General features: G+C 66.9%; 20 protein-coding genes. 7 read left to right on the forward strand and 13 right to left on the reverse strand.

All coding sequences use genetic code 11. From position 1 onward, the window contains the following. Positions 1-27 precede the first annotated feature (27 nt). Genes ACNPP0_RS07440 through ACNPP0_RS07450 form a run of 3 tightly spaced genes read left to right on the forward strand, consistent with a single transcriptional unit; the run spans position 28 to position 4,669 of the window. Entirely contained in the window at positions 28-2,655 is a 2,628-nt protein-coding gene (locus ACNPP0_RS07440; RefSeq protein ID WP_448705476.1) for an aconitate hydratase AcnA, read from the forward strand. Further along, positions 2,652-3,563: a GntR family transcriptional regulator gene (locus ACNPP0_RS07445; RefSeq protein ID WP_448705478.1), complete on the forward strand. Its 912-nt coding sequence runs from the start codon at positions 2,652-2,654 to the stop codon at positions 3,561-3,563. The genes ACNPP0_RS07440 and ACNPP0_RS07445 overlap by 4 nt, the downstream gene beginning before the upstream one ends. Before the next feature lie 50 nt (positions 3,564-3,613). Beyond that, positions 3,614-4,669: a lactonase family protein gene (locus ACNPP0_RS07450; RefSeq protein WP_448705479.1), complete on the forward strand. Its 1,056-nt coding sequence runs from the start codon at positions 3,614-3,616 to the stop codon at positions 4,667-4,669. Positions 4,670-4,742: 73 nt separating this feature from the next. On the opposite strand, the gene ACNPP0_RS07455 is transcribed toward ACNPP0_RS07450, so the two are convergent. The 3 genes from ACNPP0_RS07455 to ACNPP0_RS07465 all read right to left on the reverse strand — a co-directional run bounded on the left by ACNPP0_RS07455 (position 4,743) and on the right by ACNPP0_RS07465 (position 8,946). Then, positions 4,743-7,298 (reverse strand): TonB-dependent siderophore receptor, encoded by a 2,556-nt coding sequence (locus ACNPP0_RS07455; protein WP_448705480.1) that lies wholly within the window; start codon positions 7,296-7,298, stop codon positions 4,743-4,745. A gap of 98 nt (positions 7,299-7,396) precedes the next feature. Then, complete coding sequence (locus ACNPP0_RS07460; RefSeq protein ID WP_448705482.1) at positions 7,397-8,428, reverse strand: FecR domain-containing protein; 1,032 nt, start codon at positions 8,426-8,428, stop codon at positions 7,397-7,399. Further along, positions 8,425-8,946 carry a sigma-70 family RNA polymerase sigma factor gene (locus tag ACNPP0_RS07465; RefSeq protein WP_448705483.1) on the reverse strand — a complete coding sequence of 174 codons (522 nt, stop codon included), beginning with the start codon at positions 8,944-8,946 and terminating at the stop codon, positions 8,425-8,427. Before ACNPP0_RS07465 ends, ACNPP0_RS07460 begins: the two co-directional genes overlap by 4 nt. A gap of 181 nt (positions 8,947-9,127) precedes the next feature. Here ACNPP0_RS07465 and ACNPP0_RS07470 point away from each other — a divergent pair, with 181 nt between their 5' ends. After that, positions 9,128-10,777: an ATP-binding protein gene (locus tag ACNPP0_RS07470; RefSeq protein ID WP_332611267.1), complete on the forward strand. Its 1,650-nt coding sequence runs from the start codon at positions 9,128-9,130 to the stop codon at positions 10,775-10,777. 7 nt (positions 10,778-10,784) lie between these two features. Here the strand turns inward: ACNPP0_RS07470 and ACNPP0_RS07475 are convergent, their stop codons facing one another. From ACNPP0_RS07475 to ACNPP0_RS07515, 9 genes are all read right to left on the reverse strand, one after another. Beyond that, on the reverse strand, positions 10,785-13,268 hold the full coding sequence (locus ACNPP0_RS07475; protein ID WP_332611266.1) for a TonB-dependent siderophore receptor: 2,484 nt from the start codon (positions 13,266-13,268) through the stop codon (positions 10,785-10,787). Positions 13,269-13,386: 118 nt separating this feature from the next. Then, positions 13,387-14,406: a FecR domain-containing protein gene (locus tag ACNPP0_RS07480; protein ID WP_332611265.1), complete on the reverse strand. Its 1,020-nt coding sequence runs from the start codon at positions 14,404-14,406 to the stop codon at positions 13,387-13,389. Continuing rightward, positions 14,403-14,912: a sigma-70 family RNA polymerase sigma factor gene (locus ACNPP0_RS07485; RefSeq protein ID WP_314361872.1), complete on the reverse strand. Its 510-nt coding sequence runs from the start codon at positions 14,910-14,912 to the stop codon at positions 14,403-14,405. The genes ACNPP0_RS07480 and ACNPP0_RS07485 overlap by 4 nt, the downstream gene beginning before the upstream one ends. A gap of 108 nt (positions 14,913-15,020) precedes the next feature. Next, on the reverse strand, positions 15,021-17,390 hold the full coding sequence (gene fhuE, locus ACNPP0_RS07490; protein WP_448705531.1) for a ferric-rhodotorulic acid/ferric-coprogen receptor FhuE: 2,370 nt from the start codon (positions 17,388-17,390) through the stop codon (positions 15,021-15,023). A 184-nt stretch (positions 17,391-17,574) separates the two neighbouring features. After that, positions 17,575-18,606 (reverse strand): FecR family protein, encoded by a 1,032-nt coding sequence (locus ACNPP0_RS07495; protein ID WP_448705485.1) that lies wholly within the window; start codon positions 18,604-18,606, stop codon positions 17,575-17,577. After that, a complete protein-coding gene (locus ACNPP0_RS07500) occupies positions 18,603-19,106 on the reverse strand; it encodes a sigma-70 family RNA polymerase sigma factor (RefSeq protein ID WP_332611259.1) in 504 nt (167 codons plus the stop codon). Before ACNPP0_RS07500 ends, ACNPP0_RS07495 begins: the two co-directional genes overlap by 4 nt. A gap of 106 nt (positions 19,107-19,212) precedes the next feature. After that, positions 19,213-19,455, reverse strand: a complete 243-nt coding sequence (locus tag ACNPP0_RS07505) for a hypothetical protein (protein WP_332611257.1) — start codon at positions 19,453-19,455, stop codon at positions 19,213-19,215. A 169-nt stretch (positions 19,456-19,624) separates the two neighbouring features. Continuing rightward, the gene (locus ACNPP0_RS07510) at positions 19,625-20,506 is read right to left on the reverse strand and encodes a prohibitin family protein (protein ID WP_332611255.1); all 882 of its coding nucleotides are present in this window, start codon (positions 20,504-20,506) and stop codon (positions 19,625-19,627) included. A gap of 259 nt (positions 20,507-20,765) precedes the next feature. Continuing rightward, on the reverse strand, positions 20,766-21,416 hold the full coding sequence (locus ACNPP0_RS07515) for a DMP19 family protein (RefSeq protein ID WP_332611254.1): 651 nt from the start codon (positions 21,414-21,416) through the stop codon (positions 20,766-20,768). A gap of 178 nt (positions 21,417-21,594) precedes the next feature. Between ACNPP0_RS07515 and ACNPP0_RS07520 the strand changes: the two genes are divergently transcribed. Beyond that, positions 21,595-22,659, forward strand: coding sequence for a M4 family metallopeptidase (locus ACNPP0_RS07520; RefSeq protein ID WP_332611252.1), 1,065 nt, complete (start codon positions 21,595-21,597; stop codon positions 22,657-22,659). Further along, positions 22,656-22,988, forward strand: coding sequence for a protealysin inhibitor emfourin (locus ACNPP0_RS07525; protein ID WP_332611250.1), 333 nt, complete (start codon positions 22,656-22,658; stop codon positions 22,986-22,988). The genes ACNPP0_RS07520 and ACNPP0_RS07525 overlap by 4 nt, the downstream gene beginning before the upstream one ends. A gap of 19 nt (positions 22,989-23,007) precedes the next feature. Here the strand turns inward: ACNPP0_RS07525 and ACNPP0_RS07530 are convergent, their stop codons facing one another. Continuing rightward, positions 23,008-24,240: an MFS transporter gene (locus tag ACNPP0_RS07530; RefSeq protein WP_448705487.1), complete on the reverse strand. Its 1,233-nt coding sequence runs from the start codon at positions 24,238-24,240 to the stop codon at positions 23,008-23,010. 108 nt (positions 24,241-24,348) lie between these two features. On the opposite strand from ACNPP0_RS07530, the gene ACNPP0_RS07535 reads away from it, so the two are divergent. After that, on the forward strand, positions 24,349-25,020 hold a 672-nt coding region (locus tag ACNPP0_RS07535; RefSeq protein WP_448705489.1), incomplete at its 3' end, for an AraC family transcriptional regulator.

The following is a 25,020-nucleotide window of genomic DNA, read 5'->3' on the forward strand; positions in this document are numbered from 1 at the left end:
TATGTGTAATATGCAAAACTTGCAGCTATGGAAAACACTAATGCCTTGCCGCCGCGCCATGTCCGCTTCACGCTGAACGGCGTGGCGCACGCCTGCCTGGACCTGCCCGCAATGGTTGGCGCGGACTACTGGCGCTTGCCCGTGGTGCTACGCCTGCTGCTGGAAAACGCGCTGCGCAATATGCAGGGCGACGAGCGCGACGCCGCCGTGTCTGCCCTGCTGCGTTGGCTGGACCGGGGCACCAGCGACGCCGAGATCGCCTTTCAGCCCGGCCGCGTGCTGATGCACGACACCACCAGCACGCCCGCGCTGGTCGACATCGCCGCCATGCGCGACGCCCTGGCCGAAGCCGGTACCGACCCGGCCGTGCTCAACCCCGTGTTGCCCGTGGACGTGTCGGTGGACCATTCGCTGGCCGTCGAGGCCTATGCGCAGGCGGACGCCGCCGCGCTGAACCTGGATCTGGAACTGCGCCGCAACGGCGAGCGCTACCGCTTTCTGCGTTGGGCGTCCAAGGCCTTGTCCAACGTGCGCATCCACCCGCCGGGCACCGGCATCATGCACACCATCAACCTGGAACAGCTGGCCACCGTTGTCTGCCAGGGCGAAGACGGGCTGCTGTTTCCGGACATGATGATCGGCACCGACAGCCACACGCCCATGATCAACGGCATCGGCGTGCTGGGCTGGGGCGTGGGCGGGCTGGAAGCGCAGACGGTGATGTTCGGCATGCCGACATTGCTGCGCATTCCCGACGTGATCGGGGTGCGCCTGACCGGCGCGCTGGCCCCGGGCGTCACCGCCACCGATCTGGCCCTGACCGTTACGCAGCGGCTGCGCGCCATCGAGGTGTCGGGAGAATTCGTGGAATTCTTCGGCCCGGGCGTCAGCAGCCTGTCGGCGGGCAGCCGCTGCGTGGTCGCCAACATGGCGCCGGAATACGGCGCCACCACCGGCTACTTTCCCATCGACGCCGCCACGCTGGATTACCTGCGCCAAACCGGCCGAACCGAGGCGCACATCGCGCGCGTGGCGGCCTACGCCGAACACGCCGGCATCGCGCTGGACCCGCAAGCCAGCCCACGATACACGCGCGTGATCGAGGTCGCGCTGGGCCAGGTCGGCATGCATGTGGCCGGCCCCAAGCGGCCGCAGGACCTGCACCCCTACGGTCACACCAAGCCCATTCTGGCCGCGTTGAATTTCCAACCGGCGGCGCCCGCGGCGGGCGGCTTGCCGCGCTATCCCGTGGCCATCGCTGCCATCACCAGCTGCACCAACACGTCCGACCCGCGCCTGTTGATGGCGGCCGGTTTGCTGGCCCGCAAGGCGCGCCGGGCCGGCCTGCGCGTGCCCGCCTGGGTGAAGACGTCGTTGGGCCCGGGCTCGCCCGCCGCCGCCGACTATCTGGCGCGCGCCGGCCTGCTGGACGATCTGGCGGCGGTGGGCTTTGACATCGTGGGGTATGGCTGCACCACCTGCATCGGCAATTCCGGTTCGCTGCCCGGCCCCGTGCGCCACGCCATGGCCGCCGGCGCGGTCCACCCCGTGGCCGTGCTGTCGGGCAATCGCAACTTCACCGGCCGCATCCACCCGGATCTGGATCTGGGTTTTCTGATGTCGCCGCCGCTGGTCATTGCCTTTGCGCTGGCCGGCGATGCCGAGCGCGACCTGTCGCAAGAAGCCGTACAGACGGCGCCGGACGGCCGCGCCATCCATCTGCACGATCTGTGGCCTAGCGACGCCGATATCGACGCCGCGCTGGCACAGGGATTGCGGCCGGACGACTACCGCGCCGCCTTCAAGATCGCCAGCGCCAACCCGGCGTGGCAGGCGCTGCAATCGCCGGACACGCCGCGTTTTCCGTGGGACCCCGCGTCCACCGCGCTGCGCCGCCCGCCCTTCGCCTCCACCGAACAGGCCGGGCAGTTGGGCCACTACGTCGCCCACCCGCTGCTGGTGCTGGGCGACGACGTCACCACCGATCACCTGTCGCCCGCCAGCGCCATCCCGCCCGACAGCCTGATTGCCGACTACCTGGTCCAGCGCGGCGACAACCGCAACGATCTGAACGTGTTCGCCTCGCGCCGTGGCAATTGGGAAGTCATGATGCGCGCGGCGTTCTACAGCAAAAGCCTGGTCAACCGGCTGTGCCCGGACGCGCCGGTCGGCCACACGCGCCATGCGCCCACCGGACGCGTGGAACCCATCTGGGTAGCGGCGGAACACTATCGCCAGGACGGGCAAGCCGTGGTGCTATTGGCCGGCGCACGCTTTGGCACGGGCTCATCGCGCGACTGGGCCGCCAAGGGTCAGCGGCTGCTGGGCATCCGCGCTGTGCTGGCCGTGAGTTTTGAACGCATCCACCGGTCCAACCTGATCGGCATGGGCATCCTGCCGCTACGCTTGCCCGACGGCGTTACGCCGGACACGCTGGCCGTACAGTCGGGCGACCAGATCGAAATCGATGCGCCGGCCGCGAAGCTGGCCCCGCGCCTCTCGGTGCCGGTGCGCATCCTGCGGGCCAATGGCGCGGTGGATGCGTTGCACGCGACGGCCGCCGTCGAGACCCAATTGGACGTGCGTTTGTTGCGGATGGGCGGCGTCATTCCCGCTATCCTAGCGGACACCCTCCGACCCGCCACGGCCCCATGAGCGCGCAAACCAATACCGTCACAAAAATTCTTGAACTGATCCGGCAAGACCGCCTGCCGGGCGGCGCGCACCTGACCGCGCAAAAGCTGGCTGACCGGCTGCGCCTGTCGCGTTCGCCCGTCAACGACGCGCTGGGCGTGCTGGAACAACACGGCATCGTGGCGCGCAAACCCAACCGCGGCTACTTCCTGCAGCAGGACTTTGACGCCCTGCCCGACGACCCGGACCACCTGGCCGAACTGGCGCCCCCCTCGGCGGACGACATCGTCACGCAAAGCTATTTCAAGCTGGCCGATGACCTGTTGCGTGGCCAGTTGCCCATGCAATGCAGCGAGGCGCAGCTGCGGATGCGCTATGCGCTGACCAATGCGCAAACGCAGGCGTTGCTGGCGCGCGTGTCGCAAGAAGGGTGGGCACAGCGCCGGCCCGGCTATGGCTGGGAATTCTCGTCCATGATGACCACGCCCGACAGCTTGTTGCAGTCGTACCGCTTGCGGCTTGCGCTGGAACCGGCCGCGTTGCTGGAGCCCACGTTCCGCATCGAAAAAAGTGTCATCGAACGCTGCCGCGCCGCCGAGAAACACCTGCTGGACGGCGGTATCGCCACCGATACGGCCGACCAGCTGCACGAGCGCGGCGTGCGCTTTCATGAATCGCTGGTCGAGGCGTCGGGCAACCCGTTCTTCATCGACACCATCAAGCGCGTGAACCGCGTGCGCCGCTTGCTGTCGTACCGGTCCATGCAGGACCGCAGCCGCTATCAACAACACTGCGATCAGCACCTGGCCATTCTTGATTTGCTGGAACGCGAGCGCAACGACGAAGCCGCCGCCGCGCTGTCCAGCCATCTGCGCAGCACCCTGGACAACCTGTCGCGCATCAGCGGCATCCTGACTTCCCCGGCCTGACGCGCGATGACGTGCGCGGCCGGCTGGTTTTTTGTAAAGAAGGCAAGCCCATGCACGTCTATATCGGCTCGCGCACCACGCGCGAACGCAATGCCCGCGGCGACGGCATCAGCGTCTTTGACTACGCTGCCGGCACCGGCACCCTGACGCCGACGCAAGTCGTCGGGAATTTGCTGAACCCCTCGTACCTGCTGCCGCACCCCACGCTGCCCGTGCTGTACACCGTGCACGGCGACAGCCAGGAAGTCAGCGCGTTGCATCGCGACCCGCATCACGGCGGGCTGACGCCCTGGCACCAGCAGGACTGCCACGGCCGCAACCCGGTGCACCTGGCGCTGGCGCCGTCGGGCCGCTTTCTGATGGTGTCCAACCACCTGAGCGGCACGCTGGCCGTGCTGCCCGTGGCGGATGACGGCGCCCTGGGACCGGTGGCGCAGTGCATCGCCATGCCCGGCCAGCCCGGCCCGCACCGCAAAGAGCAGCCCTTTGCCAAGCCGCATTACAACGTGGTCGATCCGTCGGGACACTTCGTGGCCGTGCCCGACAAGGGGCTGGACCGCGTGTTTGTCTACACGCTGGACCCGCACGGCGTGGGCACAAAACCGCATAGTGTGGCCGACACGCGCGAAGGCGCCGGCCCCCGCCATGCGGCGTTCCACCCCACCGGCCGCTGGCTGTACGTGGTGAACGAGCTGGACAACACCGTGGCGGCCTACACGGTTACGGCCGGCGCCCCGCGGCCCTTCCAAGTGCTGCCGTCCTTGCCGGACACCTATACCGGCAACAGCCGCGCCGCCGGCATCGCCATGGACGCTCACGGCCGCCACCTGTACGTGTCCAACCGGGGCGACGACAGCATTGCGGTGTTTCGGGTGAACGGCGTCAATGGCCGCCTGACGCCCGTGCAGCACGTGCCCTCCGGTGGCAAGACGCCCCGCTTCTTCACGCTGTCGCCGGACGGCCGCTTTCTATTCGTGCTTAACGAAGACAGCGACACGTTGGTGCGCATGCGCGTCAACGCGCAGGACGGCACGCTGGCGCACGACGGCTACGACGTGCGCGTGGGCAGCCCGGTCTGCATGGTGTTCGCAAGCAGCCGGGCTTGAGGTCGGTGCGAAGCGGCACACACGGGCGGGAACGCGCCTGCTCGACACACGGAGCTTCCTGTGTACACGCCGATCAAAAATCCATCGACGCCGACAGCATCAGCGTGCGCGGCACGCCTTGCGAAATCGTGCCGTAGGACGCCACGCCGGACCAGTACGCGCGGTTGGTCACGTTGACCACATTGGCGCGCAACGTCACGTCCTTGCCCTGCACGCGCATCGCGTAGCGCGCGCCCACGTCGAACGTGGTCCACGACGGCACCGACTGCGTGTTGGCCTGGTTGATATATTCGCGCCCGGTATAGACCATGCCGCCCGTCAGCGTCAGCCCGGCGACCCACGGCATGTCCCATTCCGCGCCCAGGTTGGCCGAGAATGTCGGCACGCCCACCGGCCGGTTGCCAACCGTGGCGGCGCTGTTGGTGCGCGTCAGCTCGGCGTCCAGCCAGGTCACGCCGCCCAACAGGCGCAAGCCGCGCAGCGGTTCGCCGGACAACCCCAATTCAAGCCCGCGGTTGCGCTGCTCGCTGTCCGCGCCGTACACGCCGTTGGTCAACTGGCCGCTGGGCTTGGTGATTTCAAACGCGCTCAAGGTCAGCATCGCGTTGCCCAGCTCCACCTTCACGCCCACTTCCTTCTGCTTGGCCTTGTAGGGTTTGAACACCTGGCCGGCGTTGGACGCGGTGGCCGGCGCCACGTCGCCCTTGCTCAAGCCTTCGATGTAGTTGGCATACAGCGACACGTTGCTCCACGGCTTGACGACCAGGCCCGCCAGCGGCGTAGTGGCGCTTTCGTCATAGCTGACGGTGCGCACGCCCGTCGTGGCGTTGAAGTTGCGCGATTCGATGCGCTGCTGCCGCACGCCCACCGTCAACTGCGCGCGCTCGTCCAGAATGCTCATCGTGTCGGCCAGGGCCAGGCCGGTCAGGTCGGACGACGACACCTTGGGCACGTTGCGCGGCGCGGGGATGTTCTGCTCGGGGCGCGTGATGGGGTGATAGATGTTGGACGTCAGCGGTGTCCCGGACACGCTGGCCTGAAGGTTGCGGTCGCTGTACAGGCTGCCCATGAAACTGATGGCGTGGCGCACCGGCCCGGTGTCCAGCTTGGCGCGCAGGCCCGCGTTATAGGTGCTGCGTTCAACCTTGAAACGGAAGTTGTTGGGCGTGACCAGCGTGTCGCCGGCGCTGTTGACGATGGTGGGCGTCTGGTCAGACAGGCGCGACACGTCGGTGTCCGATCCGCCCGCATCGGCGAACACGGTCAGGCGGTCGCTGACGTCGTATTCCACGCGCAGCAGCGCCGATTGGCCGTCGGACTTCCACCAGCCCCAGGGCTGCGTGGCGTTGCGGCGGCCATCGGCCGCATGTGGCACGTCGATGCCGGAAGCCACCAGGAAGGGGCGCGTGGGCGCGTCGACTTTTTCATGTTGGGTCAACAGGTCCAGCGATGCGCGCAGGCGCTCGCCCTGATAGTCCAGCGACAGCGCGCCGATGTCGGTGCGCGACGTCAGGTTGTCCAACGGCGTATCGCCCTGGCGATGCATGCCGTTGACGCGCACGCCCCATTCGCCGTCGTTGCCGAAGCGGCGGCTAAGGTCCACGCGCCCGCCAAACTGCGAATCGCCAACATAGTCGGCCGACAGGCGCGTCAGGTCTTGCGGCAACGAGCGCTTGGGCACCATGTTGATCACGCCGCCCACGCCGCTGTTGGGCGACATGCCGTACAGCAGCGCGGCCGGGCCTTTCAACACTTCGACGCGTTCGATGTAGTCGGTGAAGACGTGATAGTTCGGGGCCACGCCGTACACGCCGTCGAACGCGATTTCGCCCAAGTTGCCTTCGCCGATGGGAAAGCCCCGGATATAAAAGGAATCGGTCACGCCGCCGATCTGGCCGGTAAATCGCACCGAGGGCTCGGCGTTCAACGCATCGGCCAGCGTGACCGATTGGCGGTTGGTCAGCATGTCGGAGGTGTAGCTGGTGACGTTGAAAGGCGTGTCCATGACGTCGCGATTGCCCAGCAGGCCCATGCGCGCGCCGCGTGCCACCTGGCCGCCCGCGAACTCGGGCGGCAGGGCCGACGGTGTCACGCCCGATCCGGCCACGGTGATGCTGGGCAGCAGCGTGGCCGCGCCGCCGTCGCCCGCCGGCAGCTTGCGCAGCGAATAGGCGCCCGCGCCCTGCTCCGCCACGGTATAGCCGGACCCGTCCAGCAAGCGCGCAAAGCCTTCGCGCACGGTGTAGGCGCCCACGATGCCGCTGCTGTGCTGTCCTGCCAGCAAGGTGGAGTCAAACGACAGCGGCACACCCGCCGCCGCCGCGAACTGCGCCAGCACATCGCCCAGCGGACCGGCGCCTATGGCGTAAGACCGGCGCACGGCCGGGGCGGATGCCAACGACGCGCCCGACGCAGCGGCGCCCGACGCAGCGGCGCCCGACGCAACGGCGCCCGACGCAGCGGCGCCCGACGCAACGGTGTTCGTCTCTGCCGCCGTGGCGGCCACCGGCGCGCCCGCGACGGCCAGCAGCATCAAGCCCGAGCCGGTGGTTTGCCTTATCGTCGCCCACGGCGACAGGGTGGCGATGCCACGGGGCAGGCGCGGCGAACGGGTATCTCGGAAAACCATGAAACGATCCTTCGTAAGGGACGGGGTGGCGCTCGCGTGTCGCGACGATTCACCCGGTACACCGGACGAAGCGAAAAAAAGGCTCAGCCAAAAAGCAATTAATTTGTAACGCCGGGGCGGCCGGCCACCGTTATCCAGAAGGGCGTGACGCGGCTGATGCGCACCGGCAGGGTCTTTTCCAACAGGCGCAGGCTGCCGTCGATATCAGCCAGGGGAAAGGCGCCCGATACCCGCAGCCCCGCCACGGCCGGATCGCAACGCAGCACGCCGCGCCGGTATCGGGCCAGTTGGTCCACCAGATCGGCCAGGCGCCAGTCGCGCACGGTCAACATGCCCTGCTCCCAGGACGTAGACGCGGTGTCGGCGGGCGCCACGGGCGCGATGTCGTCGGCGGTGAAGACGGTTTGCTGCCCCGCATGCAGAAGCATCGAAGCCGGCTCCGGATTCGCGCCGCGACCCTGCGGCTGTATCCGGACCGTGCCGTCAAACACCGCCACGCGTATGCCGGCGCCGTCATCGCGCACCATGAAGCGCGTGCCCAGCGCCCGTATCGTTCCTTGCGTCGTGCGCACGATAAAGGGGCGGTACACGGGTGAGGGGTCGCGCCCGGTGGTCAGCAGGATTTCGCCTGCGCGCAACCACAGGACGCGCTCATCGGCCGTGTACTGGATGTCGACGGCCGTGGCGGTGTTCAACACCAGCTGTGTCCCGTCGGCCAGGTCCAGCCGGCGCCGTTCGCCCGTGGCCGTGCGCGCATCCGCCGCCCATTCGCGCCAGGGCAAACCGCGCCAACCTGCCACGGCGGCCGGACCCAGTATCAGCAGCGCGCCCAGCGCGCGTATCGCCTGGCGGCGGCCGGGCCGGTCCAGTCCGCGCAGGGTGTGGCTGCCAATAGCGGAAGGCACCTGGCCGAAGCCGCGCAACATGTCTTCCACCCGCGCCCATGCCGCGCGATGTGAGTCGCTGCGGTCACGCCACCGGTCAAAGGCGGCGCGGTCGGCGGCGGACAGCGTTTCGGACTGAAAGCGCACCAGCCAGCCGGCGGCCTCTTGCAGGATGGCGGAATCGATGACGCCGCCCATGTTGCCGCCCGTGTTGCCGCCCGTGTTGCCCCCCACGGCGCCGCTCATGGCGCGTGCCCGGCAAAGGCGATCAGGCAGGCGGTCAGCGCGCGCTGCATGTGGCGCTTGACGGTGGCCAGCGACACCCGTTCACGCGTGGCGATGTCGGCATACGTCATGCCGTCGAATTGCGACAGCAGAAAGATCTCGCGCGTCTTGGGCGGCAAGGTACGTAGCGTGGTGTCGATGGCGTGCAACGTTTCAAGAATCTGCGCGCGCTGTTCGGGCGATGGCGCCTCGCGCGGGGGCAGTTGCGCCACCACGGCCAGGTAGGCGTCCTCGACCGCGCGGCGGCGCCAGTGGTCCACGATCAGGCCCTTGGCGATGTGCGTCAACAGCGCGCGCGGCTCGCCGCCCGCGCCGTCATGGCGGCGCCCCGACATCAAGCGCACAAAGGTGTCGTGCGCCAGATCGGCCGCGTCAAAGGAGTTGCCCAGCTTTTTGCGCAGCCAAATCGACAGCCAGCCGTGATGATCACGATAGAGCTTCGTGACGTTGTCAGAGGCGGATAAGTGGGAAGCAGGCAAGGCGCACCTGATGCGATATCGCAAATGGGAACGATTTTTATTTTATATCAATCGCCCTTTCATCGCGCGCGCGGGTATGGCAAACGGGGTGCAAGTCCTTTGATATTCCGCAAGCCGCATAGCTTAACTTCGCCAAGGGCGTCAGATAGAATCAAGCACCCGTTCTCTCGCAGATACCACCATGCAGAACCTTCCGACGTTCCCCTCTTTTCTTGCCGGCGGCGGCGAGATGGGCAGGAAGGTGGCTGACTTCGATTGGGGTGCCACGCCGCTGGGCCCCGTCAGCGAATGGCCCACGGCGCTGCGTGTGGCGGCGGGCATGGTGCTGTCGTCCCGCTTTCCGTCTTGCCTGGTCTGGGGCCGGGAACTCATCACGATCTACAACGACGCGTTCCGGCCCATCCTGGGCGCCAAGCCCGAAGCGCTGGGCCGCCCGTTCAGCGATGTCTGGAGCGAAGCCTGGGCCATGATCGGCCCCATCGCCGACCGCGCCTTCGCCGGCGAAGCCACCTTCATCGAAGATTACCCGCTGGTCATCGAACGATTTGGCGAGGCCGAGGAAGCCGCTTTCACCTTCTGCTACAGCCCCGTTCGCGACGAAACCGGCGCGGTGGTCGGCATGATCGACACCGTGATCGAAACCACGTCGCGGGTGCAGGCGGAACGCGCGCAGGCCGAAGCCCTGCGGCAGGCGGAAGACACCTTGCGCCAAAGCCAGAAGATGGAAGCCGTGGGCCAGTTGGCCGGCGGATTGGCGCACGATTTCAATAATTTGCTGATGGGCATCGCGGGCAGCCTGGAGCTGATCAGCCTGCGTCTGGCGCAGCAACGGCTGGGCGAGCTTGAACGCCACATTGAAGTGGCGCAGCGTGGCACCGAACGGGCCGCCGCGCTGACGCACCGGCTGCTGGTGTTTTCGCGCAACCAGCCCCTGTCGCCACAAGCGGTGGATGTGAACCACCTGGTGCGCGGCATGGAAGACCTGATCCGCCGCAGCGTGGGCCCCGGCATCGCGCTGGACCTGGCGTGCGAACCCAGGCTGTGGGCCGCCTGGGTTGACCCGCACCAGTTTGAAAACGCGCTGCTGAACCTGTGCCTGAACGCGCGCGACGCCATGGAAGGGCAAGGCCGGCTGGGCATCGAAACGGCCAAGGTCACGCTGACCGAGCAGACCTCGCGCGAACGCGGCCTGCCCATGGGCGATTACCTGCGCCTGACGGTCACGGACACCGGCTGCGGCATGACGCCACAAACCATGCAGCGCATTTTTGAACCGTTCTACACCACCAAGTCGCCCGGCCAGGGCACGGGGCTGGGCCTGTCGATGCTGTATGGCTTTGTGCGGCAGTCCGGCGGGCAGGTGCAGGTCAATTCGCGGCCCGGCCAGGGCACGGCCATGAGCCTGTACTTCCCGCGTTTTGACGGGGCGCTGGCGCCCGTCGAAATGTCCGCGCGCCTGGAACCGCCGCGCGCCTCCACCGGCGCGACGGTGCTGGTCGCCGAGGACGACGTCTCGGTGCGCGCCGTGGTTGTCGAAACGTTGTCCGAACTGGGCTACGCCGTGATTCAGGCCACCGACGGTTCCAGTGCATTGCGCGCGCTGTCGGCGCCGGGCCAGATCGATCTGCTGATTTGCGACCTGGGCCTGCCCGGCCGCATGGACGGGCGCCAGGTGGTGGACGCCGGGCGCATGTTGCGGCCCGGCCTGAAGGTGCTTTTCATCACCGGTTCGGGTTCACAGACCCTGGCCGAATCGGGCGCCCCCACCCTGCCGAAACCTTTTGCGCTGGATGAGCTGGCGCGCAAGGTGCACGCGCTGATGGGGGCCTAGCCGGGCCTTACAGCTTCGGCGCGTAGCGGAACGTCAGCATGAAGTTGCGTGGCTGGCCGTAGTAGTTGTTGCTGTTCAACGTGTTGTAGGACGGCACGTAGTACTTCTTGTCGAACACGTTGTTGACGTTCAGGCCGATGCTCAGTTCCGGCGTGGCCTGATAACCCACGCGCGCATTCCAGATGGTGAAGCCCGCCAGCTTGAAGGCGCGGTCCGAACTGACCGTGTCGGTCTGCGTGTTGACGCCCGCGCCCACGCTCAGGCGGTTCATCATGCCCGGCAGCTTGTAGTTGGCCCACAGGCGCAACATGTGCTTGGGCGTCCAGGTGTTGAAGACCTGGCCCTTGTTGTCGGGGTCTTCCAGATACTTGGTGGTGTTGTAGGTGTAGCCTGCGTACAGCTCCAGCCCGCGCAGCACTTCACCCGACACTTCCGCTTCCACCCCTTGGCTGCGCACCTTGCCCGACGCGCGCGAGCAATACCAGCCGTCGCACGCGAAGCCGGCAGCGTAATCGTTGACGGCACGGTTCTTGTGGTCGTAGCGGAACAGCGCCAGCAGCGTGTTGATGCGCCCGTCCGCCAGTTCGCCCTTGATGCCCACTTCGTAGTTGTTGCCTTCGATGGGCTTGAGCAGGCTGCCTTCCTGCGTGCGCTGCGTCTGCGGTTCGAACACCGTGGTGTAGCTGGTGTAGGCGGACCAGTTTTCGGTCAGCGAATAGACGATGCCGGCGTACGGAATGAATTTGCCGGATGTGCTGGACGTGGTGGTGCCGCCGCCGCCGCTGTAGGAATAGTCGAACCAGCCGACGCGGCCGCCGCCGATCAGCGCCAGCGACTCGGTGGGCTTGACGCGCCACGTGCCGTAGATGCCCTTTTGGCGGATGTCGTAGCTGCTGCGCGAGTCATAGCCGCTGGCCGCCGCGATGGATTCGATGTCCTGCCACGGGCGATGGTGGTCCAGGTCGAAGATATTGCCGTTTTCTTCCCACACCCGCGTAAAGCGGTCGTTCGTGGTCAGCTTGGAATAGTTGGCGCCCAGCACCACTTCCTGGTCCATGCCCAGCGCATTGAAGCTGCCGCTGACGGACATGTCCGCCCCGCGCTGCTTGCTGTTGAAGTCCACGCCGAAATCGCCATACGACAAGCCGCTGCCGTCGCGCTGCACGGCGTCGGCCACGCGTTGATGCACCGTGGTGTTCTTCTCGTTCATGGCGACGCCGGCAAGCTTGAAACGCCAGGCGTCGTTGAAGCGATGCGTGAGGTCGGCGTTGAAGATCGTCTGGTCGTTCTTGGCGCGGTTCCAGGTGGACCCGGTAAACGTCGAGCGCGGCAGATCGATGGCGCCGCCGTCCTGGTAGCGCGGGTAGCCCACGATCATCGGGCGCGATCGGCTGTAGCGGTTGCTGATGCCGATGCCCACCGTGGTGTCCTCGGTCACGTCGAAGTCCAGCGCGGCGTACAGGTTGCGCGTCTTGTCCCACACGTAGTCGATATACGAATGGCTTTGGTCTTCGTCCACCACCACGCGCCCACGCAGCGTGCCGGCGGCGTTCAGTGGTCCGCCCGCATCCAGCGTCAGGCCGTAGTGGTCCCAAGAGCCGGCCTTGCCGGACAGCACCACCGACGGTTCGGCGCCGCCGCGCTTGCGCACCAGGTTGATCGCCCCGCCCGGGCTGCCCGCGCCTTGCAGCAGGCCGGCCGCGCCACGCAGAATTTCCACGCGGTCGTAGAACACCAGCGAGTCCTGCTCCCAGTTGCCCAGGCTGTAGCTGTTGCGCAGCAGGGACACGCCGTCGTATTGCAGCAGGTCTACGGGAAAGCCCCGCGAATTGATCGCCACGCCCGACCCCACGCCTTGCACGCCGACCATGCCGGCCGTGTTGTTGATGGCGTCCGGCAGGCTGGTCATCACCTGGTCATCCATGCGCTGGCGCGTCAGCACGGTGATGGACTGCGGAATGTCCTTGAGCGCCTGCGTAGTTTTGCCGATGGTGACGGCGGGAGTGGTGTAGGACCCCGTGCCGTCTGTCGTGGGGTTGTAGCTGCCCGTCACCGTCACGGGGGCCAGCGTTGCCGCCTGCCCGGCCGCCGGCGCGGCTTGCAAACGGTACCCGCCACCGGCGCGGCCCACGGCCTGCAAACCGGTGCCCGCCAGCAGTTCGGACAACGCCGTGTCCACCGACTGCGTGCCCGATACGCCACGGGTGCGGGCGTTGGCTGTCAGTGCCGGGTCCGAGGCCACCATCACGCCCGCCTGCACGCCAAACGCGCCCAACGCCGTGCTGAGCGGCCCGGCCGGAATGTCGAACGTCACCGCGCGCGGGTCCGCGGAGGCCGCTTGCGCATGCACGGCGGACGGCCACGGGGCCGCCAGGGCGATGGCGGGCAAGGCCAGATGCAGGGCAACGCTGAGACGGGTGCGTGGCAAGAGTTGGCGGCGCGGCGAGGATAGGCGGGCGGCGGGCGCCACGCGGGCAGGACGAGAAGACATGAAGGGCGATTCCTGGCTCATGAAGGATGGGCGCAGCGCCGCGCGGGTGGATGCGATCGGGCTGCTTTCCTTACATGACGCGCAAGCGGGCGCGTTACGCCGTTCCGGTTACAACTTTCTAGGCAAGCCCCACCGACACCCAGTAACGGGTGTAGCGGCGCACGCGCACGGGCAGCACGTCTTGCAGCATGTCCAGCACGCGCTCGGTATCGGCCAGCGGAAACGCGCCGACCACGCGCAGCGCGGCCGCCTCGCCGGAACAGGCCAGCCGGCCCGGTCGATAGCGGCCCAACTCTTGCAGGAACTGCGCCAGCGGCATTTCGTCGGCGATCAGCATGCCGTTGGTCCAGGCCGACGCCGCCGCCTCAAGCGGGCGCTGCGCATAGCCGCCCGCCTTGGAAAATTCTGCCTGCTTGCCCGCGTGCACACGGCGCGGCGCATCGGCCGGGTCCAGCCCGCGCACGTCCACCGCGCCTTCCAGCACGGCCACGCGCAGCGCCCGGCCATCGTCCAGATCGCGCACCACAAAGCGCGTGCCCACCGGCGTGAGGATGCCGCTGCGCGTGCGGACGTGGAACGGCCGGCCCGTGGCGTCTTGCGCCGTCGTCACCAGGATTTCACCTTCGCGCAGCACCACCTCGCGCAAGGTGGCGGTGTAGCGCAGGTCCACCGCGCTGGCCGTGTTCAGTTCCAGCCGCGTGCCGTCGGGCAAGGTCAGCGCCCGGCGTACGCCGGTGCCGGTGGAAAGGTCGGCCGCCAAGCGGCGCACGCCGCCGGCTTCGCCCACCGCCCACGCGCCGAAGCCCAGGCCCGCCGCCGTCACCATCCACCGGATGGCGTTGCGGCGCGATTGGATCAAGGGCGCCTGGCGCAACGTGTGGGCAGCCACGTCAAAGCCGGCCTGCGCCACACCCGTCGCCACATCGCGCGTTAACGCGGTCAAGCGTTGCCAGGCCAGTTCATGAGCGGGCTGCGCGCGCCGCCATTGTTCGAATCGCGCGCGGTCGGCATCGCTGGCGTCTTCGCGCAAGCGCGTCCACCAGTCAGCCGCCTGTCGCAACACCTTGGGATCGACGCGCCCGGCCTCGGGCGCGTGCGGGCGCAGCAGCTTGGCGCCGTCCATCAAGCCCCGGCTCATCCGTAGACCGCCGTGTAGCAATGCACCAATGCGCGGGCCAGGGACTTTTGCACCGCGTTGGGCGTCAGGCCCAGCTGTTGCGCGATCTCGGCATACGACATGCCATCCACCTGCGCCATCAGGAAGATGCGGCGGCTGTTCATGGGCAGCGTGTCCAGCAGTTCGCAGATCTGTTCCAGCGCTTCCAGGATCAGCGCACGATGCTCCACCGACGGTTCGACCGCCACGGGTTGCAGCGCCAGGGACTCGGCATAGGCGGCTTCCAGTGCGGCGCGGCGGGCCCGGCCAATGACCAGGCGCGTGGCGATGGTACGCAGATAGGCGCGCGGCTCGGCCAAGGGTTCGCGCACGTTGGCGCGGATCAGCCGTTCGAACGTATCGTGCGCCACGTCGGCCGCATCGCAGGCATTGCCCAGCTTGCGCTGGAGCACATTGCGCAGCCACTGGTGGTGAGCCTGGTAAACCGATTGCACCTCGGCATGGGCCGCGAAGGAAGAGGATGGCATGGCGGAGCGCCCCGGCGTCGCCGCCAGATCCCTAAACAAAATGAAAATGATTCGCAATTATAAATATCTTTGAATCGTTTTCAAGACGGGATTTGCCGGGGTGCCCGATCAGAACTTGGCGGTCAGGTTGACGAACACGCTGCGGGGTTCGCCGTAATACACCTGGCTGGCGACGCCGCCCATATAGTATTTTTTGTCGAACAGGTTGTTCACGTTCAGCTGGGCCGACAAGGCCGAGCTGAAGTCGTAGCGCGCCATCAGGTTGTAGATGGCGTAGGCCTTCTGCTTGGCCGTCACGGTAGCGTCGCCCGCGCTGACCTGGCTATAGGTAGAGATCTGCCAATTGACGCCGCCGCCCACGGTCAGCCGGCTCCAGTCGCCCGGCAAGCGGTAGGTGGTGAACAGCTTGGCCATGGCGCGCGGCCGTTCGGTGTTGACGGACACGCCTTCGGCGTCGCGGCTGGTGTAGTACGTGCCGCCCGCGTAGGCGTTCCAGCCCGGCGCCAACTGGCCGCTGACTTCCAGTTCGATCCCCTTGGTCGTCACGCCGTCGGCCGTGGTGTAGGCCTGGTCCATCGAGCCGGGCACCAAGGCGTCGCCATCCAGCACCGCCAACTTGCTTTGCTTGACCTTGAACAGCGCAATCGACGTGTTCAGGCGCCCGTCCAGGTATTCGCCCTTGACGCCCACTTCGTAGTTCTTGCCTTGCACCGGGTCCAGGTAATTGCCGTTGCGGTCGCGGTTATCCTGCGGCTGGAAAATGTCGGTGTAGCTGACGTAGGTGGAATACGTGTCGTTGATGTCGTAGACCACGCCCGCGTAGGGAATGAACTGCGAGTCCTTCTGATCACGCGTGTTCGACTTGGATTCCCACGTGGCGTAGCGGCCGCCGGTGATGGCCGTCAGGCGGTCGGTCAGCGACCAGCGGGCCGCGGCGTACGCGCCCTGCTGATGCGTGACGGTGTCGCGCAAGGTGGCGTCCGTCCAGGTCGGCTGCGCGAAGGAACCATCCCATTGATAGAAGTTGCCGGTGCCGGCCAGCGACGCGCTTTCAAATCCATAGCGATAGAAGTCTTCGCCATAGCGGCTGCGCATGGCGCCCACCACCACTTCGTGCTTGCGGCCCAGCAAGGTGAACGGCCCCTTGGCCTGCACATCCAGCGAGGTCTGGTCGGCGTACGAATTCCAGTAGCCCGGCAACGCCCGCAGGCCCGTGCCGGTTTGGCGGTCCAGGTCGCCATACAGGTACAGCAGCTTGGCGTCGTACTTGCTCTTGCGATGCGACCAGTCGGCGCGCACTTCCCAGTCGCTTTCGAAGCGGTGCGACAACGTGGCGAATACGGTTTCGTTGGTGGTGTGCCAATACGTCCAGTCGGCCGCCGTGGTCTTGGAGCGCCGCCAGTTCGTGTCCGTGCCGTCGCTGAACACCACGGGCAAGCTGCCCCAGGTGGATGCGCGCGGGCGCTTGTCCTGATAGTCGGCGCCGATGCTCAAGGTGGTGTTGGGCGTGAGGTCGGCGTCGATCACGCCGTAGAACACCTTCTTGTTGGCTTGGTACAGGTCGATATAGGAATCGCGGCCCTGGTACACGGCGACCATGCGGGCGCGCACCGTGCCGGCTTCGTTCAAGGGCGTGGACATGTCCAGCGTGCCGCGATACTGGTTCCACGAGCCGAAGCCCGCGCTGACCGAACCGGTGAAGGTCTTGCTGTTGGCGTGCTTGCGCACCAGGTTGATCGATGCGCCGGGGTTGCCCGCGCCCGTCATCAAGCCGGTGGCGCCGCGCACGACTTCGATGCGGTCATAGATGAAGGAATCGTTGTCGGATTCGCCATACATGGACAAGCCGATGGTGGTGGGCACGCCGTCGTATTGCAGGCTGTCGATGTAGAAGCCGCGCGACCAGAAATCGGTGCGGTCGGAATCCTCGCTGACCACCTGCACGCCCACCACGTTGCCCATCACTTCATCCAGCGACCGCAGGTTCTGGTCGTCGATGCGCTGGCGCGTCACCACGCTGACGGACTGCGGCGTTTCGCGCAGCGACAGCGTCAGCCCGGTAGCGGCCGCGGATGCGGGGGTGGTGTAGGAACCCGTGCCTTCGGTCACGGCCGGGTCTGAATTACCCAGCACGGTCACGGGCGCCAGGCTGGCCACGCCGCCATCGCGCGTAAGGATGATGCTGTCGCCCTGCCAGCGGTACACCACGCCCGTGCCTTGCAACAAACCGCGCAGCGCGTCTTCAGGCGTCATGCTGCCGGACAAACCCCGGCTGGACAGGCCCGCCACCACGTCGGGCGCATAAAACACGCGCACCTTGGTCTGCGCCGCCCATTGCAGCAGGGCATCGCCCAGCGGCTGCGCGCCGATGTTGATCGACACGCCGGCGTTCTGGGCGCGCACCGCGCCGGGCGCGACGGCCAGACTTAAGGCCACACACAGTCCCAGGCCCGTGGCCAGCGTCAGGGAAGAAAGCATGAAGCGCGGGGTGGCGCGGGCACGGCGCGATGCCGGCAATGAATTTCGGTGTGCGAAGAAGGTCACGACTACCTGCTGTTTCGGTTCGACGAGGGGGGTGGCAAGGGTCGGGCCAAGCGGCCCGGCCCGATGCCTTCCTTCGTAGAACGATTCAAACGCAGATAAACCTGAATCTCATTCCCATTTATTTTGTAACGGCCCCGGGGTCGTCCGAACGCGTGTGGATGTCGACGGGGCCACCCGGGCGCGGCGCAAGGCGCACGGGCGCAATGGCGGGCAAGGCGTCGATCAAGGCTTCCGGGCGGTCCAGCGGGAACGAGGCCGACACGCGCAAGCGCCCCGCCTTGTCGTCAGCCAGCCGCAGCGGCGTGGCCAGATAGCGGTTCATGTCGCGCACGACATCTGTCAGCGGCGCGTTCTTGAACACCACGCGCCCTTCACGCCAGGCGGTGGCGGCCGACACGTCGGCGGGCGCGGGCACGCCGATGGCGCCGCTGCCCGGCACGCGGATCCCCTGGCCCGCGCGCAGCACGGCGTGGCCCAGGTTCCACCAATGCCCGCCCGACACCTGCACCGTGCCAGACTCCACCAGCACCGTCACCTGATCGGCATCGCGGCGTACGTCGAACACCGTGCCCGTTACGCGCACCACGCCGCCGCCGGCGTCCACGGTGAACGGGCGCGTGGCATCCGCCGCCACGGTAAAGGTGATTTCGCCGCTGCCCAACGCCACGTCGCGGCGGTCAGGGTATAGCTTGACCGTGGCGCGCGTGCCGCCGTTGATCTCAAGCACCGAACCGTCCGGCAGGCTTAGCTGGCGGCGTTCACCGCGTTCGGTGCTGACCGTGGTGGTGAAGGACGGCGCGGGCACCGGCAGGTTCGTCCACACGCCCAGCGCGACGACAAGCACGGCCGCACAGGCCAGCGCCACGCGCAGGATCAAGAAACGGGCAGGCCGCTGGACATTTTGGGGCCGCGCCGGCACCGGGCCGCCCAGCAGGGCATGCACGTGGTCGCGCGGCAAGCCCGCCGCCGCCGCGCCCAACTGCTGCATGCGGTCGAATTCCCGGGCGCGCTCGGGGTGCTCGCGCCGCCACCGCGCAAACGCGCGCCGATCACGCCGCGTCAGTTCACCCGAATGCCAGCGCGCGAACCACCACGCAGCGGTGGCGGCGTCGCGCGGATCATCGTGATCGTGGGTAGAAGGCATCGTCATGGAGTGTATTCGCGCAGGCGGTCGCGGGCATGCTCGATGGCGCGCATGACATAGCGTTCGATCATATTCTTGGACAGGCCCATGTGCTGGGCGACTTCCGCCTGGGTCCAGCCTTCGATGCGGTTCAGCACGAATGCCTGGCGGCACTTGGGCGGCAATTCCGCCAGCACTTTGGCCAGGTCGTCGGCCAGGCGCGCGGCCCGCAACGGCGCATCGGGATCTTGCACGATCAACTGATCGGCGTCGTTCAATTCGTCCAGCGGCACATGTTCGGCGCGATCCTGCCGACGCCAACGGTCGATCAAGCGATGGCCCGCCGCCTGGAACAGATACCCGCGCGCTTTCAGCGCCACGCTGGCGTCCGCCTTCAGCAAGCGTTCGACGGCGTCATGCGCCGCGTCCTCGGCGTCGTGCCGGTTGCCGGTGCGGCGGCTCCATACGCCCACCAGCTCGTCGTAATACGCGAGCCAGCCGGTGCGGGTCGGAGGTGAGCGGGACATGGGCCGAACGGATTACGCAGGAAAACAGGGTGGCGAATTTTACAAATAATTCTCATTATCGCAACTGCTGTTTTTGGCGCCCGGCCAGATGCGGCGCTTGTTGCCGCTAGTAATCCATGGGGATGTGCGCCTGCGCCGCGCGCAGTTCCTGGATGTGGCGTTCGGCCTCTTGCCGTTCAGCCGCCGGCGGCAATGGCCGCCAGCCCACCATGTTGCCCGGTGTTTTCAGGGGCATCCAACCCAGCACGCTGTATAGCGAAATGGCGGTATCGCCCGTGTCCAGGCGCGTTTCGTAATAGCCCTGTCGGTCCGGCGCGGTGTCGCCGGACGTCCAATCCAACTGCGACATCCATGTCTCCTGGTGCAAGCGTCTTGGGCAAGCGCCCCGCCCCGCGCGGGCCGGCACTTGCCTGATCGTGAAGCGGGCGTTGTACGCCGATGCGCCGGTGCGCCTACCTTGCGCCCGCTTTGCAATTCTTGACAGAGGGGAATCCCTAGGATGCCGGCCGCGTTCCGAGTTACTTGATGCCGATGAACGGCAACGCGGCGCCCGGCACCTGCGTGGCCGGCAGCACGCCGTCCCATTTCTCAACGGCGTTCAGGCTGACCAGGTTGGTGTTGGCGGCCAGCGCTTCCGCCTTGGCGCGGATGGACGCGGCTTCGGCGTCGCCGCGCATGCGGATGCCGTCGGCCTCAGCGGTGAATTGCTGGCGGCGCGCATCGGCTTCGGCCTTGGCCTTCACCACCTGGATTTCGGCGTTGATCATCGCCGTTTCCTTTTGCTGGCGCGTCGTCTCGATCTGCACCTGCGCCAACATGCGCTGTTCAATCGAATGCTCATAGGCTTGCGAGAAACCCACCTCTTCGATCTGCACGCCCACCACTTGCACCGGCGCGCCTTCCATCGTCTTGAGCACCGCGTTGTTCACATCCAGGCCCAGCTTCTGGCGTTCCTGAATGGCGCGCACGGCGGTGTACTGGCCGAACACGTTCTTCACGGCGTCGGGCGTCTTGCGTTCCAGCACGCGCATCTGCAAATTGTTGATGGTGCCGTATTCCGAATACAGCTCGGCCACGTGCTCGGGCGGCACGCGGTACGTGACCGACACGCGCAGGTGCGCGGGCTGTTGGTCGTACGAATAGGCTTCCAGCTTTTCAAACACGAACGTGTGGTCGCGCACCGACACGGTCATCACGTTGTCGATGAAAGGCGTCTTGAAATCCAGGCCCGGTTCCGACACGCGCACCAGCTTGCCGTTGCGCAGCACCACGCCGCGCTCGCCCTGGTCCACCTGAAACCACGAACCGAACGCCAGGAACAGGATCAGGAAAAACAGAATCACGGCCCCTGCGGCGACCTTCACATTGCGCGGCTTGACCGCGCCGATCGTCTTGACCATCTGGATATCCGTCGGCTTCACTTTGAGTCCCTGTCTGATTTTGTACGTTTACGGTCCGAGAACACGGCCGCGATGCCACGAGCGAGCAAATAGGCGACCACGGCCGCCCCCACCAAGATCAGGAAATAACGCATCGCGAGCCCCCCCGGGAAAGAAGCACCGGATTCTATCCCGTGATCAGACCCCCGTCCGCACTCAACACCCCGCCATTGTTGCCAGACATTTCCGAACGTTGCCAGGCATGCAAACGGGGCGATTTTCAGGCGCCGTAATGCCGTAAGCCCAGCCGCGACAAGGCGTCGGGATAGTCCCAGAACGCGTGGTCCAGGCGTTCCATTTCCTGCTGCTCGGCCTGGGTCATTGCGCCATAGATGTCGTTCAATTCGATGACTTCCGGCGACGCCTCAAAGCGGTCGATCAGCCCGCGCATGCGCGACAGCACGGCCAGCATGTGCGTGGCGCCCAGCTTCTTCAATGCCTGCAATGCCAGCTGGCAGGTCGGGTCTCCCCAGTTGCACAGAAACTGCATGAAGCCGCCGTTGTTGATGTCGGCTTCCATGCGCCACAGCGCCACCAGTTCCTGTTCGACCAAGGGCAAGCGATCAAGCTTCCAGTCGGCCGCCTGCAACGCGGCCAGCGCTTTTTCATAGCGCTGGTCCCATAGGATGTCGTGCACGTTCAGCATGCCGCGGGGCGCGGGTTCCCACAGCTGCGGCCACACCACGCCGTGGCCGTCGTCAACCAATTGCCATTGCAAGCGTTCGCCGGGCGTCGCCTTCTCAAGACGGATGTAGCGCGTGATGGGTTCAGACAGCGTCTGGCCATTGGCAAGCGTCAATTGCAAATGCGTGGATGTGAAGGCAAGCGCCGTGATGCGGTAGTGGGTTGAAGCGGAATCAGAGGTCGGCATGGCGGCAGGTGGCGGGGAAAACGACAGGCAAGGTACCGGAACGCCGTGGCGGTGTCGAGGCGCGCGCTTTCCCGTCGCATCACGCGGCAGACTGTTACGCCATCGGTCATCCTGCATCTGCTACCGTGGCAACTCGCCCCGCCGGCATTGCGCCCGGCGCTGAAAGACGGAGACCCGAATGCCACGTCCTTCCGAGTCCACCCCCTTGATCGGCGTGATCCCCCCGTATGTGCTGGACCGCCTGGCGCAGCATACCGACGCCCGCGTCAGCATGCCCGCCGTCAAGACGCTGATCATCGACCAGCAGCAGCGCAGCCTGCGCGACATGGCCACGCAACCGCCGCGCGCCACGCTTGCGCCAAACGCCCCGCCCGCTCGCCCAGGCACGCCCCAGCGCGCCGTCCATGACGCGCACAACGACACCACGCTACCCGGCACGCTGGTGCGCGCCGAGGGCCGGCCCGCCAGCGGCGACGTGGCGGTGGACGAAGCCTATGCGCATCTGGGCGCTACCTACAAGCTGTTCTGGGACGTCTACAAACGCCACTCCATCGACGGCCACGGCCTGCCGCTGGTGGGCACCGTGCATTACGGCGAAGACTACGACAACGCCTTCTGGAACGGCGCGCAGATGGTGTTTGGCGACGGCGACGGCGAAGTCTTCAACCGCTTCACCGTGGCGGTCGACATCATCGGGCACGAGCTCACGCATGGCGTTATCGATTCCGAAGCGGCCCTGCTCTATCAAGGCCAATCGGGCGCGCTGAACGAATCGCTGTGCGATGTCTTCGGCGCGCTGGTCAAGCAATACGCGCTGGGCCAATCGGCGCGGCAGGCCGACTGGCTGGTGGGCGCCGGGCTGTTCACCGAAAAGATCAACGCCCGCGCCCTGCGTTCAATGTCGGAACCGGGCAGCGCGTATGACGACCCGGCGCTGGGCCGCGACCCGCAACCCGCGCACATGCGTGACTACGTCGATACGCCGCGCGACAACGGCGGCGTCCACATCAATTCCGGCATACCCAACCGCGCGTTCTTCCTGGCGGCCACCGCGCTGGATGGCCCCGCGTGGAAAGGCGCGGGCCGCGTCTGGTACGACACCTTGTGCGACAAGCGGCTGCGCCACGACGCCGACTTCAAAACCTTCGCCGCGTTGACCGTGACGGTGGCGGCCGAACGCTTTGACGCCGCCGTGCAACGCGCCGTGGCGCAGGCCTGGGCGACCGTAGGAGTGCTGACATGATCGAACTGCCTTCTTTGGATCTGGCGCTGCTGGTGCGGCTGACGCGCGAAGGCGGCGTGGCCTACCTGCCCGCGCTGACGCAGCCGCGCAGCATCAATCTGGCCACCTGCCCGGCCGGCGTGCGCCAGGAAGTCTGCGACGCGCTGGAACGCGCGGCCCCGCTGGCCGTGCCCGAATATGGGCAGGCGGGCGGCGACCAGCGCTACTTTCATATCGAAATCGTGATGGACCGCGACGAAGACACGGCGGTGACGTTCGATGTGCCGGAAGCCCAGGCGCCCGACACGCTGGTGCAATTGTGGAAGACGCACGCCCAGCCGCTTGACTGACGCGCCACGCCATCACCCATCACGGCGCCGGCTGCGACCGGGGCATGGCGGCGCGGTAGCCACCGATCTGAATGGCGCGGCCCGCATATGTGCCGATGATGGCCATGGCCACGCACAGCGCCGCGCAAACGCCCAGCGCCACGCCCCACCCGCCCAGGCGGTCATGCGTGGCGCCGACCAGCGCGGGGCCGGTTGCGGCGAACAGATAGCCCACGCATTGCGCCATGCCCGACAAGGCCGCCGCCTGCTGTGCATGGCTGGCGCGCAGGCCCACGAAGGCCAGGCCCAGGATGATGCCGCCGCCCGTGCCCAGGCCCTGCAATACGATCCATAACGTGGCCCAGCCCGGCGCGGCGATCAGTCCGGCAAACGCAACGAACGACGCGGCCGCCGAGCAGAACGCGGCCGCGCGCTGATCCTTCATGCGGCGCACGACGGGCGCCAGGAACAAGGCTGGGCCCGCCGACATCAGTTGCAGCAGCCCGTGCAGGGACCCTGCGCGCTCGGCGGAATAGCCGGCATCGCGCAAGATGGCGGGCAGCCAGCTTACGCCCACATAGAAGACGAAAGAATTGATGCCCAGATACAGCGTGACCTGCCACGCCAGCGGCGAATGCCACAGACGGCCACCGTGCGGGGCGTGCGCGGTGGTGGACGCGGGCGCGGTATGCCCGCCCAATTGCGGCAACCACAACAGCAAGCCCAACAGCGGCACCCCCAACAGGCACAGCGTTGAAAAGCGCCAGCCATCGGCCGACAGATTGGCCAGGGGAATCGCGGCGGCCGACGCCGCGCCGGCCGCGATGCTCATCGTCAACACATAGGCCGAGGTCAGGCCCGCCACGCGTTGCGGGAAGTCGCGCTTGACCAGGCTGGGCAGCAGTACATTGCCGATGGCGATGCCCGCGCCGATGACGGCCGTGCCCGCATACAGGCCCCAGGCCGCGCCATACGGACGCACCAGGATGCCGGCGCAAATCAGCAACAGCGCGCCGAACAGCGTGCGTTCCAGTCCAAAGCGGCGGGCCAGCGCCGCCGAGAACAGCGACACCACCGCGAAGGCAAGCAGCGGCAAGGTGATCAACATGCCGGCGGCTGTGGATGACAGGCCCAGCTGTTCGCGGATCATGCCGATCAGCGGCGGCACACCGGTAATAGGCGCGCGCAGCGCCATGGCAATGCAGAGGATGCCCAGGATGAGCCACGCTGCGCGACTGCCGGCGGGGGGGAATGCAGAGGGAATTTTCGTCATGCCGACAGCTTATCCACACGCAAGCCTGCCGAATTTCGAGACAATGACAAGCTATCCTTTATTTCTGCCAAACCGGTCCGGGCAGTCCGGCGCCTGGGGCGGCCTGCCATGCGACTGAACCTGCCCGCCCCCTTCGACGTCGATTCCCCCACCCAACGCGTGTTCGCCATGCCGGTGGACGCGGCGGACCAGGACAACGAATCCCCGACCCATCGCCACCCCATGGGCCAGTTGGTGCTGGCGCTGCGAGGCGGCGTCACCTGCTCGGTACCGCAGGGGCTGTGGATGGTGCCGCCACAGTGCGGCGTGTGGATCCCGGGCGGCATGTCGCACAGCAATCGCGTTACGGCCAACGGGCTTGTGTACTTTCTGTTTGTGCCGGCAGACGTGGCCGGCCTGCCGACAAACTGCTGCACCCTGACGATCACGCCGCTGGTGCGCGAGCTGATCGTGCACCTGTCGGCGCAGCCCGCCGCCGATCTGGACGCGCCCGTCAACCGCCAGCTGTCGGACGTGCTGATCGAGCAATTGCGGCGCATGCCGGCCGAGCATCTGCACCTGCCGCTATCCGACCACCCCCGCCTGCGCGACATCGCCAGCGCGCTGAACGCCGACCCGGCTGACCGCAGTACCGTCGCGCAGTGGGGCAAGCGCGTCGCCATGAGCGAACGCACGCTGGCGCGGCTGGTGCAGCAGGAAGTCGGCATGAGCTTTGGGCGCTGGCGTCGGCAGCTGCACATCATCCTGGCGCTGCAACGCCTGTCGGCGGGCGTGGGGGGG

This window comes from Achromobacter semiaridum (assembly GCF_053543755.1).

Coding starts and splice junctions, on each gene's coding strand:
- ACNPP0_RS07440 (WP_448705476.1), top strand. CDS start 28: ATGGAAAACACTAATGCCTTGCCGCCGCGCCATGTCCGCTTCACGCTG.
- ACNPP0_RS07445 (WP_448705478.1), top strand. CDS start 2,652: ATGAGCGCGCAAACCAATACCGTCACAAAAATTCTTGAACTGATCCGG.
- ACNPP0_RS07450 (WP_448705479.1), top strand. CDS start 3,614: ATGCACGTCTATATCGGCTCGCGCACCACGCGCGAACGCAATGCCCGC.
- ACNPP0_RS07455 (WP_448705480.1), bottom strand. CDS start 7,298: ATGGTTTTCCGAGATACCCGTTCGCCGCGCCTGCCCCGTGGCATCGCC.
- ACNPP0_RS07460 (WP_448705482.1), bottom strand. CDS start 8,428: ATGAGCGGCGCCGTGGGGGGCAACACGGGCGGCAACACGGGCGGCAAC.
- ACNPP0_RS07470 (WP_332611267.1), top strand. CDS start 9,128: ATGCAGAACCTTCCGACGTTCCCCTCTTTTCTTGCCGGCGGCGGCGAG.
- ACNPP0_RS07475 (WP_332611266.1), bottom strand. CDS start 13,268: ATGTCTTCTCGTCCTGCCCGCGTGGCGCCCGCCGCCCGCCTATCCTCG.
- ACNPP0_RS07480 (WP_332611265.1), bottom strand. CDS start 14,406: ATGAGCCGGGGCTTGATGGACGGCGCCAAGCTGCTGCGCCCGCACGCG.
- ACNPP0_RS07485 (WP_314361872.1), bottom strand. CDS start 14,912: ATGCCATCCTCTTCCTTCGCGGCCCATGCCGAGGTGCAATCGGTTTAC.
- fhuE (WP_448705531.1), bottom strand. CDS start 17,390: ATGCTTTCTTCCCTGACGCTGGCCACGGGCCTGGGACTGTGTGTGGCC.
- ACNPP0_RS07495 (WP_448705485.1), bottom strand. CDS start 18,606: ATGACGATGCCTTCTACCCACGATCACGATGATCCGCGCGACGCCGCC.
- ACNPP0_RS07500 (WP_332611259.1), bottom strand. CDS start 19,106: ATGTCCCGCTCACCTCCGACCCGCACCGGCTGGCTCGCGTATTACGAC.
- ACNPP0_RS07505 (WP_332611257.1), bottom strand. CDS start 19,455: ATGTCGCAGTTGGATTGGACGTCCGGCGACACCGCGCCGGACCGACAG.
- ACNPP0_RS07510 (WP_332611255.1), bottom strand. CDS start 20,506: ATGGTCAAGACGATCGGCGCGGTCAAGCCGCGCAATGTGAAGGTCGCC.
- ACNPP0_RS07515 (WP_332611254.1), bottom strand. CDS start 21,416: ATGCCGACCTCTGATTCCGCTTCAACCCACTACCGCATCACGGCGCTT.
- ACNPP0_RS07520 (WP_332611252.1), top strand. CDS start 21,595: ATGCCACGTCCTTCCGAGTCCACCCCCTTGATCGGCGTGATCCCCCCG.
- ACNPP0_RS07525 (WP_332611250.1), top strand. CDS start 22,656: ATGATCGAACTGCCTTCTTTGGATCTGGCGCTGCTGGTGCGGCTGACG.
- ACNPP0_RS07530 (WP_448705487.1), bottom strand. CDS start 24,240: ATGACGAAAATTCCCTCTGCATTCCCCCCCGCCGGCAGTCGCGCAGCG.